Below are 14,375 nucleotides of genomic sequence, written 5' to 3' on the forward strand. Positions count from 1 at the left end.
TGCGATGCATGCCACTCGTGCAAGTGAACACTTTCAGGAGGCACGTCATGGCCGGTGTCCTTGAGGAGCGTGCGGCGATCGAGCGGGAGATCGCGAACCGCACGGTCTGCGATCAGTTGAAGGAGGCGGCCGAGAGCAACCCCGACGCGCCGGCGTACTCCGACCCGGTGGAGGGGGGCTGGTCGACCCTGACGTACTCCCAGGCCAGGCAGCAGATCCTGGAGATCGCGGCCGGTTTCGCCGCCCTCGGACTGGAGCCCGGCGAGGCGGTCGCGCTCATGATGGTCAACCGCAGCGAGCACGTGCTGGCGGACCTGGGCGCGGTGCACGCCGGTGGGGTGTCCTGCTCGGTCTACTCGACCTTCGCCCCGGAACAGGTGGCCTTCGTGGCCGGTGACGTCGGGGCGAGGATCGCGGTGCTCGGCGGACCGGCCGAGCTGGCCAGGTGGGAGCCGGTCCTGGACGAACTCCCCGGGCTGCGCAAGGTCATCGTGCTGGAGGGCGCCCCGGCCGGCGACCGCTTCCTCTCCTGGGACGACTTCCTGGCCCTCGGCCGCGAGACGCTCGCCGCCGATCCCGGCGCCGTCGACGCCCGCTGGCGGGCGGTGACCGCCGACGACGTTCTCACCGTCCTGTACACCTCCGGCACCACCGGCAACCCCAAGGGCGTGCCGCTCACCCACTCCAACGTGTTCTTCGAGGTCGTGGCCACCACCCGGATGGCCGACCTGCCCAACAACGGCACCCAGATCTCCTACCTCACCTACGCGCACATCGCCGAGCGGGTGCTCAGCCTCTACCTGCCGCTCTTCAAGTTCTCCCACACCCACTTCTGCACCGACCTCACCCAGCTCGGCGCCACCCTCGGCCAGGTCAAGCCGGTGCTGTTCTTCGGCGTGCCACGCGTGTGGGAGAAGATGATGGCCCGCCTGCAGGCACTGCTGGCGACCCAGCCGGAGGAGCAGCAGGAGGGCGTGCGCAGGGCGATGGCCGCCGGGCTCGCCTACGTCGAGGCCAACCAGTACGGGCGCACCCCCTCGCCCGAGGTCCTGGCCGCCTACGAGCAGGCCGACGCCGCCCTGCTCTCGATCATCCGATCGATGATCGGTTTCGACAACGCGGGCTGGCTCGCCACCGCGGCCGCGCCCATGCCGCTGGAGGTCCAGCGCTTCTTCGCCGGCCTCGGCCTGCGGATCCTCGACGTGTACGGCATGACCGAGACGACCGGCGCGTTCACCGCGAACGCCCCCGACCGCTTCAAACTCGGCACGGTCGGACAGGCCGGCCCCGGCGTCGAGGTCCGGATCGCCGAGGACGGCGAGATCATCACCCGCAGCCCGGCCAACACCCGCGGCTACCTCGGGCGCCCCGAGGCCACCGCCGAACTCCTCGACGAGGACGGCTGGCTGCACACCGGAGACGTGGGCTCCATCGACGAGGACGGCTTCGTCAGCATCGTCGACCGCAAGAAGGAGCTCATCATCACCTCCGGAGGTGAGAACATCTCCCCGGCCAACATCGAGAACCACCTCAAGGAGCACCCGCTCATCGGCCAGGCCCTCGCCTACGGCGACAGCAGGCCGTACCCGGTGGCGATCCTCACCCTCGACGGCGAGGTGGCCCCCGGCTGGGCGCAGGCCAACGGCATCTCGTTCACCACCCTGGCAGACCTCGCAGAGCACCCCGACGTCCTCAAGGCCGTCGAGGGCGCGATCGCCGCCGCCAACGAGAAGCTGGCCCGCGTCCAGCAGGTCAAGCGCTGGCGCCTGCTGCCGGTGGAGTGGACGGCCGAGAGCGCGGAACTCACCCCGAGCCTGAAGCTCAAGCGCCGCGTCATCCACTCCAGGTACGCGGAGATCATCGACGGCATGTACGAGAGCTGATCGCGGGCCGTCCACGAGCCGCCCGGCGCCCGCCGTCGCCGGGCGCCGGGCCCCTCCCTCCCCGGGCGCGGGTCCCTGCCGGAAAGCGGTCGCGGCGGTCGGTCCTCGCTTTGCCCAACGGGGCGTGTGTCCTCTACCTGCTTGTTACCGGTGGCCTCCTAGCGTCCTGATCATGACGATGAGAGTTCTTCTCGCCTCCCTGGCGGCCGGAGCAGCGACCCTGCCGGTACCGGTAGGAGCCCCGGCCGCGGCCGTCGAGGACCTGACGATCCGCTCGGTGACCCTGCGCCCCGCGACCCCCGTGGTCGGGCCCGCCGACTCCGTACGCATGGTGATAGAGGTGGTGGCCCGGGGGGTCACCGGCCCCGAGGGGGTGAGGATCAAGGTCGAGCCCGGTGCGCCTCCCGCCTCGGCGAACACCTCCTTCCCCGTCACCGCGTCCCGCTCGGGGACGCCCGCACGGCCGGGGCCAGGCCGGGGCCCGGCCCTCGCGCCCGGTCCGGTGCCCGGCCCGGCCTCCTCCGCCCGACTCGCCCCCGGCGCGGCCGGGACGACGAGCGGAGGGGGCGGCTCCCGCCCGGGGACGGGCTGGGAGACCTGGCGGTTCGCCCCGGAGAGGAGCCTGAACCGCTGGTACCCGGCGGGACCCTGGACGGTCTCGGTGACCGCCAAAGGCGCGGACGGCGCCGAGGTGACCGGGCACACGGGCTTCCTGCTGAAGCGCCTGACCAGGTTCGGCGGGGTCGAGGCCGTCAGAGAGGGCTCGGGCGTACGGGTGACGGGCGTGCTGAACAGGGTCGATCCCCAGGGGGACCTCGACTACGCGCCCTTCCCCGGCCAGCCCGTGGAGATCCTGCACCGGCCGGGGGAGAAGGCCCGCTGGACGAAGGTGGCCGGTGCCACGACCGACTCCCGGGGACATTTCACCAGGGCCGTGGGCGATCGCACGGGTGGTGAGTGGCGGATCCGCTTCCAGGGCACGAACCACTACGCCCCGAGGCTGGGCATCGTCCACCAGGTCTCGCGCTAGGTGTGTTTCCCGTACGCGCCGCGCCGGTGAGGGTCAGGCCAGGGCGTGCACCGCCGCGCCGAACAGGGAGGGCATCCGCCGGGCGGCCGGGACGATGAGCCGCCCCGCAGTCCGGTACCTGCGGGTGCCCACCAGCGCCCCGGTGAGCAACCGGTGGCGCCGGGACAGCCGCAACCAGGCGGCCTCGTACGATCCGGGGGTGCCGGCCCGCAGGCAGTCCACCAGCAACCGCGCGGACGTCAGCGCGAGCGACACCCCTTCCCCGGTGAGCGCGTCGACGTAGCCGGCCGCGTCGCCGACGAGCAGCACCCGCCCGGCCACCCGGGCGCGCACCCGCTGGCGCAGCGGCCCGGCCCCGCGCACCGGGGTCGCGGCCGGTCCCTGCAGTCGTTCCAGAAGTGCGGGAAAGTCCGCCAGGTGCTCCGGATAGCCGCGCCGCCGCGAGCTCAGCACGGCGACGCCCACCAGGTTCTCGCCCACCGGCGTCACGTACGCCTCGCCGTCCGCCGCCCAGTGGACCTCGACGAAGTCCGTCCACGGCACGACCGGGTAGTGCCGCCGCAGCCCGTACCTGCGCGGTCCGCGTCCCGGTAGCTCCAGCCCGAGCAGGGCGCGCAACGGGGAGTGCAGGCCGTCCGCGGCCACCAGCCATCGGGCACGCAGCCCCGCGGCCTCGACCCCGTCGCCGTCCTGTCGTACGCCGTCCACCTTGCCGGGCACGACCTCCACGCCCAGTTCCCGCGCCCGCAGGGCCAGAGCGGCGTGCAACGCGGTCCGCCGCACGCCCAGGCCGGACCCGTCGCGGAACGCCGCCTCCACCTCGTGCCGCCGGTCCAGGTAGCGGATGCCGCGCAGCGGCCTGCCCTCGACCCGCACTCCCAGCGCCCCCAGGGCGGCGGTTCCGCTGGGCATCAGCCCCTCACCGCACGCCTTGTCCACCGGGACGGCGCGGGGTTCGACGACGACCGCCTCCATTCCCGCCATGGCGGCGTGGATGGCGGTGGCGAGACCAGCCGGACCTCCGCCCGCGATCAGGACGTCGATCACGTCGGTGTCCCGCCGGTGCCCGGCGGAGCGTCGGTGGCCGGCGCGTCCTTCGACGGCCGGGTTCCCGCCACGGTGGACGGAACAGTGGACGCCACGGTGGTCGACGACGTCGTGGCGGGTGGCGCCGCGGCGAGTGAGGCCAGGGCGTCGTTCTCGCAGCGGATCCGCACCACCATCAGCGCGGCGTTGAGCACGGTGAACACCAGCGCGGTGACCCACGCGGTGTGCACCAGTGGCAGCGCGGCCCCCTCGACGGCGACCGCGACGTAGTTGGGATGGCGCAGCCACCGCAGCCGGTAGGGGCCGCGCTCCACGAGCGCCAGGCCGGGCACGACGATGACCTGGGTGTTCCACTGCGGGCCCAGGGAGGTGATGCACCACCAGCGCAGGCCCTGCGCCGCGACCACCAGGACGATCATCGGCCAGCCGAGCGCGGGCACGAAGGGCCGGTCGGCGAGGCCCGCCTCCAACAGGCATCCGGCGAGCAGGCCGGTGTGCAGGGCGACCATCCACGGGTAGTGTCCCTGCCCGGACATCACCCCGCCGCGCGCCATGCTCCAGCGCGCGTTGCGGCGGGCGACGACCAGTTCGGCGACGCGCTCCAGGCCGACGAGCAGCACGAGCAGTAGATACCAGGACGACAGATGCCAGGACATCGGGCTCCTACCAGCGCAGCAGTACGAGTTCTGAGCAGAAGCCGGGCCCCATCGCGAGGAGGAGCCCCGGCGTACCCGGCGGCGGTGGCCGCAGGGTGAGCGTATCCCGCAGGACGTGCAGGACGGAGGACGAGGACAGGTTCCCGATCGCGGCGAGCGAGCGCCAGGTGAGGTCCAGCGCGTCCTCGGGAAGCCGCAGTGTCTCCGCCACCGCCTCCAGGACCTTCGGGCCGCCCGGGTGGCAGACCCACGCCGTCACGTCCTCGACCCTCAGGCCGTGATCGCGCAGGAAGCCGTGCACGTCGTCCGCCAGATAGGTGCGCACCACCTCGGGGACGCTCGCGTCGAGCACCACCCGAAAGCCGGTGTCGCCGACGTGCCAGCCCATCACGTGCTCGGATCCGGGATACAGGTGGCTGCGCGAGGCCACCACCGTCGGTCCCGCCGTCGCGACCGGCGCCTCGGGAACTCCGTACGAAGCGGCGGGTTCGGGGAGCAGCCGGTGCGTCACGGGGGAGGACCTCGCGGATCCCGAGGACGCCGACGGGACGGAAGGGCTGGACAGGGGGAGCCTGTGGTGCGGGGCGGGTGCGCTGTTCGGCGGAGATGACCCGGCGGGCCCGGCGGGCCGCGTCGTCGCGGACGCGCCGCCCGCCCCGGCGGCGCGGGAGGTCGCGGACGGCCCGGCACGCCGTGGCCGCCACCCGTCTCCGCAGGCCACCACGGCCGTCGCCCCGTCGCCGAACAGGGCGCTCGCGACCATGTTGGCGATGGAGTCGTCACCGCGCTGCAGGGTGAGGGAGCACAGCTCGACCGAGAGCAGCACCGCCAGGTGGTCCGGCCAGCCGCGCAGGTAGTCGTGGAGGCGGGCGACACCCGCGGCCCCCGCGACACAGCCCAGGCCGAAGACCGGTATCCGCTTGACGTCCGGGCGCAGCCCGAGCCGTCCGGCCAGCCGGGCGTCCACCGAGGGAGCCGCGACACCGGTCACCGAGGTGAAGAGAATCATGTCCACGTCCTCGGGGGCGGCCCCCGCGTCCTCCAGCGCCCCGCCCACCGCCTCGGCGCCCAGTTCCACGGCCGTCTCGACGAAGGCGTCGTTGGCCGCACCGAAGCCGTCCAGCTTGGCGTACCGTTCGAGCGGCAGCGTCAGGTGCCGTGACTCCACCCGCGCGGAGGCGTGCAGCCTGTCGAGCAGCCGTCGGCTGGCCCCCTCGGGAAGGCACGCTCGCGCGAACGCGTCGGTGATCTCTGCCTGGGAGTGGCGGTTCGGCGGGAGTGCGCCGCGGACAGCGACGATTCGCGTCATCTATCAACCCCCGGCTCGCGAACAGCGGACATCTCCCTCTTGCCCACCTGTCGTGTACTGCATGCGTTACGAAGTCCTCTGTGCCCGTTTTTCAAAGCGGCCAGGTACGGCAGGGAGTCGCGTTCCGGCTCCGTGAGGTTCCCGCCTACGATCGACGGGTGACGACGAGCGGTCCATCGCGCCTGGGTACCCGGCCGTTGCTCCGGGCCGTACGGGGATTGTCGCTGGCCTGTCACCCGGGGCCGACCGTCGCGGTCACCGTCCTGGTGACCGCGCTGGCCGTCGCGAGCGGGCGCGACGCGGCCGGGTGCGTCCTGGTGGCCGCGGCCGTGTTGACGGGGCAACTCTCGATCGGCTGGTGCAACGACGCGGTGGACGCGGCGCGGGACGCCGCCGCTCACCGCACCGGCAAGCCCGTCGCCTCCGGCGCGGTGAGCGTCCGTACCGTGTGGGTCGCCGCCATCGCGGCGCTGGCGCTCTGCGTGCCGCTCTCCCTCGCCTCGGGACCCGCCGCCGGTGCCGTCCACCTGGTCGGCGTCGCCGCGGCGTGGGCCTACGACCTCGGGCTCAAGGCGACCGCGCTGTCCTGGTTGCCGTACGCGGTGGGGTTCGGCTCGCTGCCGGGGTTCGTGACCCTGGGCCTGCCGGGACATCCGTGGCCCGCCTGGTGGGCGGTGACGGCCGCGGCGCTGCTCGGCTGCGGGGCGCACCTGGCCAACGTGCTTCCCGACATCCCCGCGGACCTCGCCGCCGGGGTGAGGGGCTGGCCGCAGAGGCTCGGCGTCGCTCGCGTCCGCGTCCTGATCCCGGTGCCCCTGCTGGCCGCGACGGCCCTGCTCGTGCTGGGGCCCCCGGGCACTCCGGGCGTGGGCGGCTGGGCCGCCCTGGCCGTGGCGGGGGCCTTCACCGCCGGAGGGCTGGCACTGGGCCGGGGCTCTTCACGTGTTCCCTTCGCCGCGGCGATCGCCGTCGCCGCGGTCGACGTCGTCCTGCTGCTCGCGCGCGGCACCGCCATCACCGCACTCTGACCGGTCCGCACCCGGCCCGTACCCGGCTCGTCGGCTCCCGGCAGGCTCGCATCCTGGTCCGTTCCCGAAGGGATCCGGCCGGTGTGATCGTCCCCCTCGCGGTTCAGCGAGCCGCCGCCGGCGGCGCGGACACCGGACCGTCCCAGGAGATCCGGTAGTCGTGTATCCAGGCCAGCGCGTTCCTCCTGTCCACCTGCCGCATGATGGCGGGGAGCGTGAGGTCGCGGAGAAAGGCGCCGACGGCTCCCGGTGCCTTACCGCTTCCGTTGCGTTTGCCGTGCGCCACGATCCGTTCCACCCTGGCCCGCCGCAGTCTCTCGAAGGCGGCGAACGCCTCAGGGGTGGCAGGGATGTCACGCAGGCACTTGGCCAGCACCACCGCGTCCTCGATCGCCATGGACGCCCCCTGGCCCGACGAGGGTGAGGCCGCGTGCGCGGCATCGCCCAGGATCACCATGCGCTCGTTGAACCACTTCGGCACGGTCGGGAGATCGTAGGTGTTCCAGCCGGCCGGAATGTCGTCCGTCGCGCCGATGATGTCGAGCATCGGCCCGGTGTCGTCTTTGAACAACTCCGTCAGCGTGGCGCGCCAGCGCTCGGGGGTGAGCGCCGCGAGATCCTCGGGGGTGGGCTCGACGGGGCTCGGAGGGTTGGCGAACCACCACACCTGCCCGTCCGGGTGGAGAAGGTAGCCGAAGAAGGCACGCCTGCCGAAGATGAAGTGGTTCGTTCCCGGCTCGCCCGGCACCTCGACGCCGTCGGCGAAGCCGCCCGTGTTCAGCAGTCCGACGTGCCGGGCGCGCGGCGCGCCGGGGTCGATGACGGTGCGTGTGCGCGAGCGGAGCCCGTCGGCGCCGACGAGCAGATCGCCCTCGGCCGTGTCGCCGTCGGCGAAGACCGCCCGCACCCCGTCCGCGGTGATCGAGGCGTCGGTGAGGCGCTTGCCGTAGTGGATCCGCACGCCGCGCCGTACGGCCTCGTCGCGCAGCGCGAGGTAGAGGTCGGCGCGCCTCAGCGTCCGGCTGGGCTGCCGGGTGGAGGCGAGCGGCCTGCCTCGGCCGTTGAGCATCAGCATCCGCGAGGAGTCCATGCCCAGGTCGCGGACGAGGTCGTGCAGGTCGAGGAGGCGCAGGGCCTCGATCCCGTTGACCGCGAGCGTGAGGAAGACGCCCACGCCTTCCGATCCGCGGTCGTAGGCCTCAAAGACCTCGCAGTCCACCCCGGCACGCCGCAGGGCCATCGCCGTCACCGGACCCGCGATGCCCCCGCCGATGATCAGTGCTTTCTTAGTCATAAAATGACTATACATAGAATAACTATTGGATGGCGAGCCCTACGATGTTCGCCATGTCTACGAGGCGATCTCCCCTGGCCATGGCGTTGCTCTCCCTGGTCGTCGAGGCGCCGATGCACGCGTACCAGATGCAGCGTCTGATCAGGGAGCGGCACAAGGACGACGTGGTCAACGTCGCGCAGCGCAACAGCGTGTACCAGACCATCGACCGGCTGCTGCGCGACGGGCTCATCGCGGTCCGCGAGACCTCACGCGAGGAGAACCGCCCGGAGCGGACCGTCTACGAGCCCACCGACGCGGGCCGTGACACGCTGCGGCGGTGGATGCGGACGATGCTCTCCGAGCGGGCCCGCGAGTTTCCCGAGTTTCCCGCCGCGCTCGCCTTCATGCTCGTGCTGCCGCCCGACGAGGTCCGTGCCGCGCTCGAGGAGCGCCTGTCCTTTCTGCGGGCGCGGCTGTCGGAGCTGGAGGCGGACCTGACCGAGGGGGGGAGGTTCCTGCCCCGGGTCTTCCTGGTGGAGTCGGAGTACCAGCGGGCCGTGCTCGGGGCCGAACTCGACTGTGTCCGCGGCCTCGTCGACGACCTGCGCGCGGGCCTGCTCGACTGGGACTACCGCATGTAGTGCCGGAACCGGTGGACGAGAATTCGCCGGGAGTGCCCTCGTCGCGCGAAGGCATTTCGGATGAGCTGTGAATGTGGATCCGGTCGCAAGGGAAACGGGAAGGCGCTTTCGGTGGTACCTGAGAGGTATTTCCGCAAACACAAATAAAGCGACGACCGAAATTGATATGTCAAATACGGGGTGAGGTCGGGTAAGATCAAGCCGTTCTGGCCGGCGATGCTTTGAATCCGGATTTTCGACTTTATTTATAGGTTTTTAGGGTTTTGGGGATGCGGGTCGTCGATGTCCCGCCCCCGGATCCCGCCGGACCCCTCCGATGGCGGGAGCTTCGACGGCTGAGATGGGCGACATATAAAGAATTTCCAGGTCAGGGTGGCTCCTGTCGGGGGACGTGAAGCGATGACCGTCCTCGCCGCACGCGAGTCACGGCCTCCACCGGATCGCGACGCGCACCGCCGGAGCCGTGGAGACGGTGATTATCCGGTGCCCGGAAGACTGCGGGTGACCGTGGGCGCGTACGGAGGATCGGGTGCTCGTTTTCTCAGCCATACCATTTCTGGCCATTGACACCCTTGGCGCATTTAGGGAACATTCTAAAGATTTCCATAGTCCCCGCCATGATCGATAATTTTGTTCCACGAGCCTGAGTAATCCCCGGAAGAATTGATCTCCGGGGTTTCTCGAATGATCGTCAGCGTTCTTTCCTGTCCGCTCCCTGCCCCGTGATCGCGGCGGGGAGTGCGACGGGCAAGTTCACCGCCGCCACCTTCGACACCGCCGGCCCCGCGTGACCATGACCGCGCCGGTGGTGGTGATCACGCACGCCCGGAAGCCATCGACGAGAAAACCAGCCAGCCAGCAACAAGGAGCTCGACGGTGAACAGAAAGAAGGAGGGGCCCGCGCCGGTCCGGCCGCTGCCGGAGAGCGAGGAGGCCGAGGACGCGCGGCTCGCCATACACGGTGGCGCTCCTGTCCGGCGCGTACCCTGGCCCACCTACGACAAGGGGGCCGTCTTCGTCCACCCCGAGGACGAGGAGGCGGCGATCCGAGCCATCCGCAGCCATCTCTACTTCCGCTACGACTACCGATCCCAGCGCGACACCGAGTGCGGCCGGTTCGAGGAGGAACTGTGCCGTTACTTCGGAACCAAGCACGCGCTGGCCGTGTCGAGCGGTACCACCGCGATCGCGCTCGCCATCATGGCCGCGGGGATACCACGGGGTTCCCTGATCGCCTGCCCGGGCTTCACCTTCGTCGCCACCCCCAGCGCCATCGTGCTCGCCGGTTGTACCCCCCTCCTGGTGGAGGTGGACGAGGACCTCCATATGGACATCGAGGACCTCCGCCGCCGCTGGACACCCGACATCAAAGGCATCCTGGTCGTCCACATGCGCGGTTTCGCCGCCGACATGGAGGCTCTGACACGCTTCGCCGCGGAGATGGGCGTGCCGGTGTTCGAGGACGCCGTACCGGCCCTCGGCGCCGAACTGAAGGGCCGCAAGCTCGGCACCTTCGGGCTCGCGGGTGCTTTCAGTACCCAGTCAGACAAGTCGCTCAACTGTGGTGAGGGCGGCTTCCTGGCCACGGACGACAGCGTGCTCTTCGCCCGCGCGGTCGTGCTCTCCGGCGCCTACGAGGGACGCTTCCGGCGGCACTTTCCCGACGGCGAGCCGCCGATCGGCACCGATCTCGACCTGCCGCTGCTCAGCTTCCGCATGGACGAGATCCGGGCGGCCCTGCTGCGCGCGGAGATGGCCCGGCTGCCGCTGCGCCTGGAATGTTTCCACCGCAACTACACCTACGTGGCCTCGGCCCTATCCGGCCTCTCCCGGATCGCGATCCGGCAGCCTGTGGAACCCGGCGCATACCTCGGTGAGGCGTTCATCTTCCGCGTTCCCGGCGTGGACGCGAAATGGTTCGCGAACGCCCTTTGCCGCGAGGGCGTCGACGCGCGCAACCTCGGTTCCGACGAGGACACCAACGTGCGGGTCTTCTGGAACTGGCGGTTCATGTTCGGTGACAAGGACGCCGAGGAGATCAAGGCGCTACTGCCGAACACCACGAGATACCTGGAAGAGGCGGTCGACGTCCCCCTGTCCTCCAGTCTCTCGGCGGAGGACTGCGATCAGCTGATCAGGGCGGTCCGCAAGGTCGCCGCCGCCGTCGCGCCGGACCGCCGCCACGCGCAACCGGCGCGGGCCGTCCTGAGCGACGATCGCGGGTACGCACCCGCTGGTCAGGGCTCAGGTCCTTCGGCGAAACCGGCCGCCGGGCTGGCCGACCCCGCACCCGTGGGACAGTAGCGATGGAGGCCCCCGCGGAAAGGAGCACGATCCCGCGCCTCGCTCTCGTCGGGGTCTTCGGAGGGCTTTTCTGCGGCTACCTGGGTCTCACCGCCGTGATCCCGGTACTGCCCGGCTTCGTCAGGGAGACTTTCGGCGCCGGTGACCTCGCCGTCGGGCTGGTCGTCATGGCGACGGCGCTCACGGCCCTGCTCGTACGGCCCATATCCGGCCACCTCGCGGACCGCTACGGCCACCGTCTTGTCATGCTGGCCGGCGCACTGGTCATCGCCGTCGGAGGCCTGCTCTACTTCCTGCCGCTCGGCCTGGACGGTCTTGTCGCCGTCCGGCTGCTGCTCGGTGTCGGTGAGGCGTCTCTTTTCACCGCGGGTGCCGTCTGGGTCGTGTCGCTCGCGCCGCACCACCGCCGCGGGCAGTTGATCGGGCTCTACGGCATCAGCATGTGGGGCGGGATCTCGGCCGGGACCTTTCTCGGCGCGGCGCTGCTGAACTTCGGGTACGGCGCGGTGTGGGGTTTCAGCGTCGCCGCCGCGCTCACCGGTCTCCTGCTGATCAGCTCGGTCCCCGCGCCGTCAGGGACCGAGCGACCCCGGGCGGGGCAGGACGGTGCGGGACGGAACTGGGGGAGCACCCTGCTGCCGCGGCCCGTACTGTTGCCGGGACTCGCACTCGCGCTCGCCGCCGCGGGATACGCCGGGATCGCCGCCTTCGTCGTCCTCCACCTGCAGGCTCGGGGCGTGTCGTCGGGCGTCGTCGTGCTCAGTACCTTCAGCGCCGTCTACGCCGGCACTCGCCTGTTCATCGGTCACCTGCCGGACCGGCTCGGGCCGCGCACGGTCGCGACCTGGTCCGGCGCCGGTGAGGCCCTCGGCCTGCTGATCATCGCCCTGGCCCCGAACCTGCCCGTCGCCGTGCTCGGCAGCGTGATCATGGGGGTCGGGTTCTCCCTGCTGCACCCGTCGCTCGCCCTGATGGTGATGAACCGTACCGACCCGTCGAGGCAGGGAGCCGCGATCGGTGCCTACACCTCCTTCTGGGACCTGGGCCTGGCCGTCTGGGGGCCGCTGGCCGGAGCGGTCGCGGCCGGGTTCGGCTACCCCGCGGTGTTCGTCGTCGGTGCCGCCTGTGCGGCGACGGCCGTGGCCGTGTCGCTGTGTGTCCGCCGGCCCGACGCGCGGCCGGCGGCCGTGAGTTGAGCCCGTCGAGTCAGGAGTACGCCATCAACACATCAGATCCACCGGGCGCGCCGTCGCTCAGGGTCCTCTGCGTCACCGGCTGGTGCCGTAACGGCAGCACCATCATCGGCAACGTCCTCAACGAGGTTCCGGAGTTCTTCCACGTCGGGGAGATGCACTTTTTGTGGAAGAACGCCGCGGGCATGGGCGCGAACAGCTCGTGCGGCTGTGGCAGGCCACTGACCGAGTGTGACATCTGGTCGAGAATCCTCCCTCTCGACCGGCCGCCCGGGGTCTCGGCGAAGGCCCACGCAGAGATCGTCATTCGCCGCCAGCTGGCCTGCGTGCGGACGCGGCACACCTGGCGCGTGCTCGGCCGCGGGCTGCGCTCCACCGAGATCCGCGAGCACGCCGCCCTGATGACGCGGACCTACCACGCCGTGGCCGCGCTGACCGGCGCACGCGTGCTCGTGGACACCACCAAGATCCCTGGCGAGGCGGCCCTGCTGTCGCATCTCGAAGGGGTGACGCCCTACTACGTCCATCTCGTCCGCGACCCCCGGGCGGTCGCCCAGTCGTGGAGCCGCGAGAAACAGTACTGCTACGTCATGTCGTCCAGGAAGAGCACGGCCTACTGGTACGGCTTCAACGTGGCCTCACAGGCGATCCTCCGGCGCCACCCGGAGCGGTCGATGTTCCTGCGCTACGAGGAGTTCATCGCCGACCCGGCCGGGACGATCGACGCGCTGCTGCGGTTCTGCGGTGCCGACCCCGAGACCAACCCGATGCGGGGCCAGACGATCGAGCTCCACACCAACCACACGGTGACCGGCAACCCGGACCGCTTCAACACCGGCACCACCGTCATCCGGAACCGGGACGACTCCTGGAGAACCGGCCTCTCCATGCCCGCCCGGCTGACCGCGACGACGCTGTCATGGCCGCTCTTTCGGCGCTACGGCTACGGCGGCACACCGCTCACCGGCCGCCCGTGGCGGCGCGGTGCCGGTCCGCCACGGGCGGCCGGTGAGCGTTAGGACCTGGACGGCGGCGGACCGCGTGCACCGGGGGACCCGTAGGACGGATGTCCCGGGCACCGGCGAGAACGGCAAGAACGGCGAGGGAGGAGGACGGTTGGACCTGGGGCTTGAGAACAGGGTCGCGCTCGTCGCCGGTGGCTCCAGTGGCCTCGGCCTGGCGACCGCCATGGAACTGGCGAGGGAGGGCGCGCACGTCGCGATCGGCGCACGCGACCGCGACCGGCTCGCGGAGGCGGAACGGAGTGTGAAGGCGGTGGCACGCGGGCGCGTGCACGCCACGAGTGTCGACGTCACCGACGGGGACGCGGCGCGCCGCTGGGTCGACGAGGTCGCCGCCGGTTTCGGCGCGCTCCACATCGTCCTCGTCAGCGGTGGCAGTCCGCCGATCGGCACGGCCTCACGGTTCGCCCCGGCCGACTATCAGGCGGCCGTCGACAAGGTGCTCTTCCCCGCGGTCGCCCTCGCTCTCGCGGCGCTGCCGCATCTGAAGGCCGCCCGGTGGGGCCGGCTGCTCTTCGTGGCCTCGGAGACGGCGAGCGTCCCCATCGCGCAGCTGGCGCTGTCCGGGGTGACCCGCGCAGCCATCGTGCGGTTCGCCCAGTCGCTCGCCTCGGAGCTCGGCCGCGACGGTATCACCGTCAACGTGCTGGCGCCCGGCGCGACCCGTACACCGCCGGTGGAACGGGCGGCGGCGAAACTGGCCGCGGACGGCGACGTCGAAGCCCAGCTGCGCGTCATGGGCGGGCACAACGCCCTGGGCCGCCTCGCCGATCCGGCCGAGTTCGCCGCCGTGGCGGCTTTCCTCGCCGGGGAGCGGGCCTCGTTCGTCACCGGCGGGCTCCACCTGATCGACGGTGGCGCCAGCGTGGTGGGACCGGAGCCGGCCCACCTCACCTTGGCGAGCAGGGACACCTTCACATGAGGGGCGCGTGGCGGCCGGGGGGTCCCGGCGGGAGGTCCGGATGACAGGACTCGAGACAGGTTTC

At 71.3% G+C, this 14,375-nt stretch carries 12 protein-coding genes; 8 read left to right on the forward strand and 4 right to left on the reverse strand.

The features are described from left to right. Positions 1-47: 47 nt before the first annotated feature. A complete protein-coding gene (locus ABZ664_RS24285) occupies positions 48-1,883 on the forward strand; it encodes an AMP-dependent synthetase/ligase (RefSeq protein ID WP_362514135.1) in 1,836 nt (611 codons plus the stop codon). A gap of 172 nt (positions 1,884-2,055) precedes the next feature. Beyond that, positions 2,056-2,913: a hypothetical protein gene (locus tag ABZ664_RS24290; protein WP_362514138.1), complete on the forward strand. Its 858-nt coding sequence runs from the start codon at positions 2,056-2,058 to the stop codon at positions 2,911-2,913. A 33-nt stretch (positions 2,914-2,946) separates the two neighbouring features. On the opposite strand, the gene ABZ664_RS24295 is transcribed toward ABZ664_RS24290, so the two are convergent. From ABZ664_RS24295 to ABZ664_RS24305, 3 genes are read right to left on the reverse strand one after another with little or no spacing between them, the layout of a single operon-like run. Beyond that, positions 2,947-3,960, reverse strand: a complete 1,014-nt coding sequence (locus ABZ664_RS24295) for an NAD(P)/FAD-dependent oxidoreductase (RefSeq protein ID WP_362514141.1) — start codon at positions 3,958-3,960, stop codon at positions 2,947-2,949. Beyond that, a complete protein-coding gene (locus tag ABZ664_RS24300; protein WP_362514144.1) occupies positions 3,957-4,616 on the reverse strand; it encodes an isoprenylcysteine carboxylmethyltransferase family protein in 660 nt (219 codons plus the stop codon). The genes ABZ664_RS24295 and ABZ664_RS24300 overlap by 4 nt, the downstream gene beginning before the upstream one ends. A gap of 7 nt (positions 4,617-4,623) precedes the next feature. Next, positions 4,624-5,925: a 3-oxoacyl-[acyl-carrier-protein] synthase III C-terminal domain-containing protein gene (locus tag ABZ664_RS24305; RefSeq protein ID WP_362514147.1), complete on the reverse strand. Its 1,302-nt coding sequence runs from the start codon at positions 5,923-5,925 to the stop codon at positions 4,624-4,626. A gap of 158 nt (positions 5,926-6,083) precedes the next feature. Between ABZ664_RS24305 and ABZ664_RS24310 the strand changes: the two genes are divergently transcribed. Next, positions 6,084-6,953, forward strand: coding sequence for a UbiA family prenyltransferase (locus ABZ664_RS24310; RefSeq protein WP_362514150.1), 870 nt, complete (start codon positions 6,084-6,086; stop codon positions 6,951-6,953). A 103-nt stretch (positions 6,954-7,056) separates the two neighbouring features. On the opposite strand, the gene ABZ664_RS24315 is transcribed toward ABZ664_RS24310, so the two are convergent. Continuing rightward, complete coding sequence (locus ABZ664_RS24315; RefSeq protein WP_362514154.1) at positions 7,057-8,247, reverse strand: FAD-dependent monooxygenase; 1,191 nt, start codon at positions 8,245-8,247, stop codon at positions 7,057-7,059. Positions 8,248-8,300: 53 nt separating this feature from the next. Between ABZ664_RS24315 and ABZ664_RS24320 the strand changes: the two genes are divergently transcribed. The 5 genes from ABZ664_RS24320 to ABZ664_RS24340 all read left to right on the forward strand — a co-directional run bounded on the left by ABZ664_RS24320 (position 8,301) and on the right by ABZ664_RS24340 (position 14,311). Further along, on the forward strand, positions 8,301-8,870 hold the full coding sequence (locus ABZ664_RS24320; RefSeq protein ID WP_362514157.1) for a PadR family transcriptional regulator: 570 nt from the start codon (positions 8,301-8,303) through the stop codon (positions 8,868-8,870). Between the two features lie 876 nt (positions 8,871-9,746). Further along, positions 9,747-11,174 carry an aminotransferase class I/II-fold pyridoxal phosphate-dependent enzyme gene (locus tag ABZ664_RS24325; protein ID WP_362514160.1) on the forward strand — a complete coding sequence of 476 codons (1,428 nt, stop codon included), beginning with the start codon at positions 9,747-9,749 and terminating at the stop codon, positions 11,172-11,174. 2 nt (positions 11,175-11,176) lie between these two features. Further along, entirely contained in the window at positions 11,177-12,370 is a 1,194-nt protein-coding gene (locus tag ABZ664_RS24330) for an MFS transporter (RefSeq protein WP_362514163.1), read from the forward strand. Continuing rightward, positions 12,367-13,386 carry a sulfotransferase gene (locus tag ABZ664_RS24335; protein WP_362514166.1) on the forward strand — a complete coding sequence of 340 codons (1,020 nt, stop codon included), beginning with the start codon at positions 12,367-12,369 and terminating at the stop codon, positions 13,384-13,386. Before ABZ664_RS24330 ends, ABZ664_RS24335 begins: the two co-directional genes overlap by 4 nt. A 97-nt stretch (positions 13,387-13,483) precedes the next feature. Then, entirely contained in the window at positions 13,484-14,311 is an 828-nt protein-coding gene (locus ABZ664_RS24340; RefSeq protein ID WP_362514169.1) for an SDR family oxidoreductase, read from the forward strand. Positions 14,312-14,375 lie beyond the last annotated feature (64 nt).

The organism is Streptosporangium sp. NPDC006930, from assembly GCF_040635605.1.
In the GTDB taxonomy this organism is placed as follows: domain Bacteria; phylum Actinomycetota; class Actinomycetes; order Streptosporangiales; family Streptosporangiaceae; genus Streptosporangium.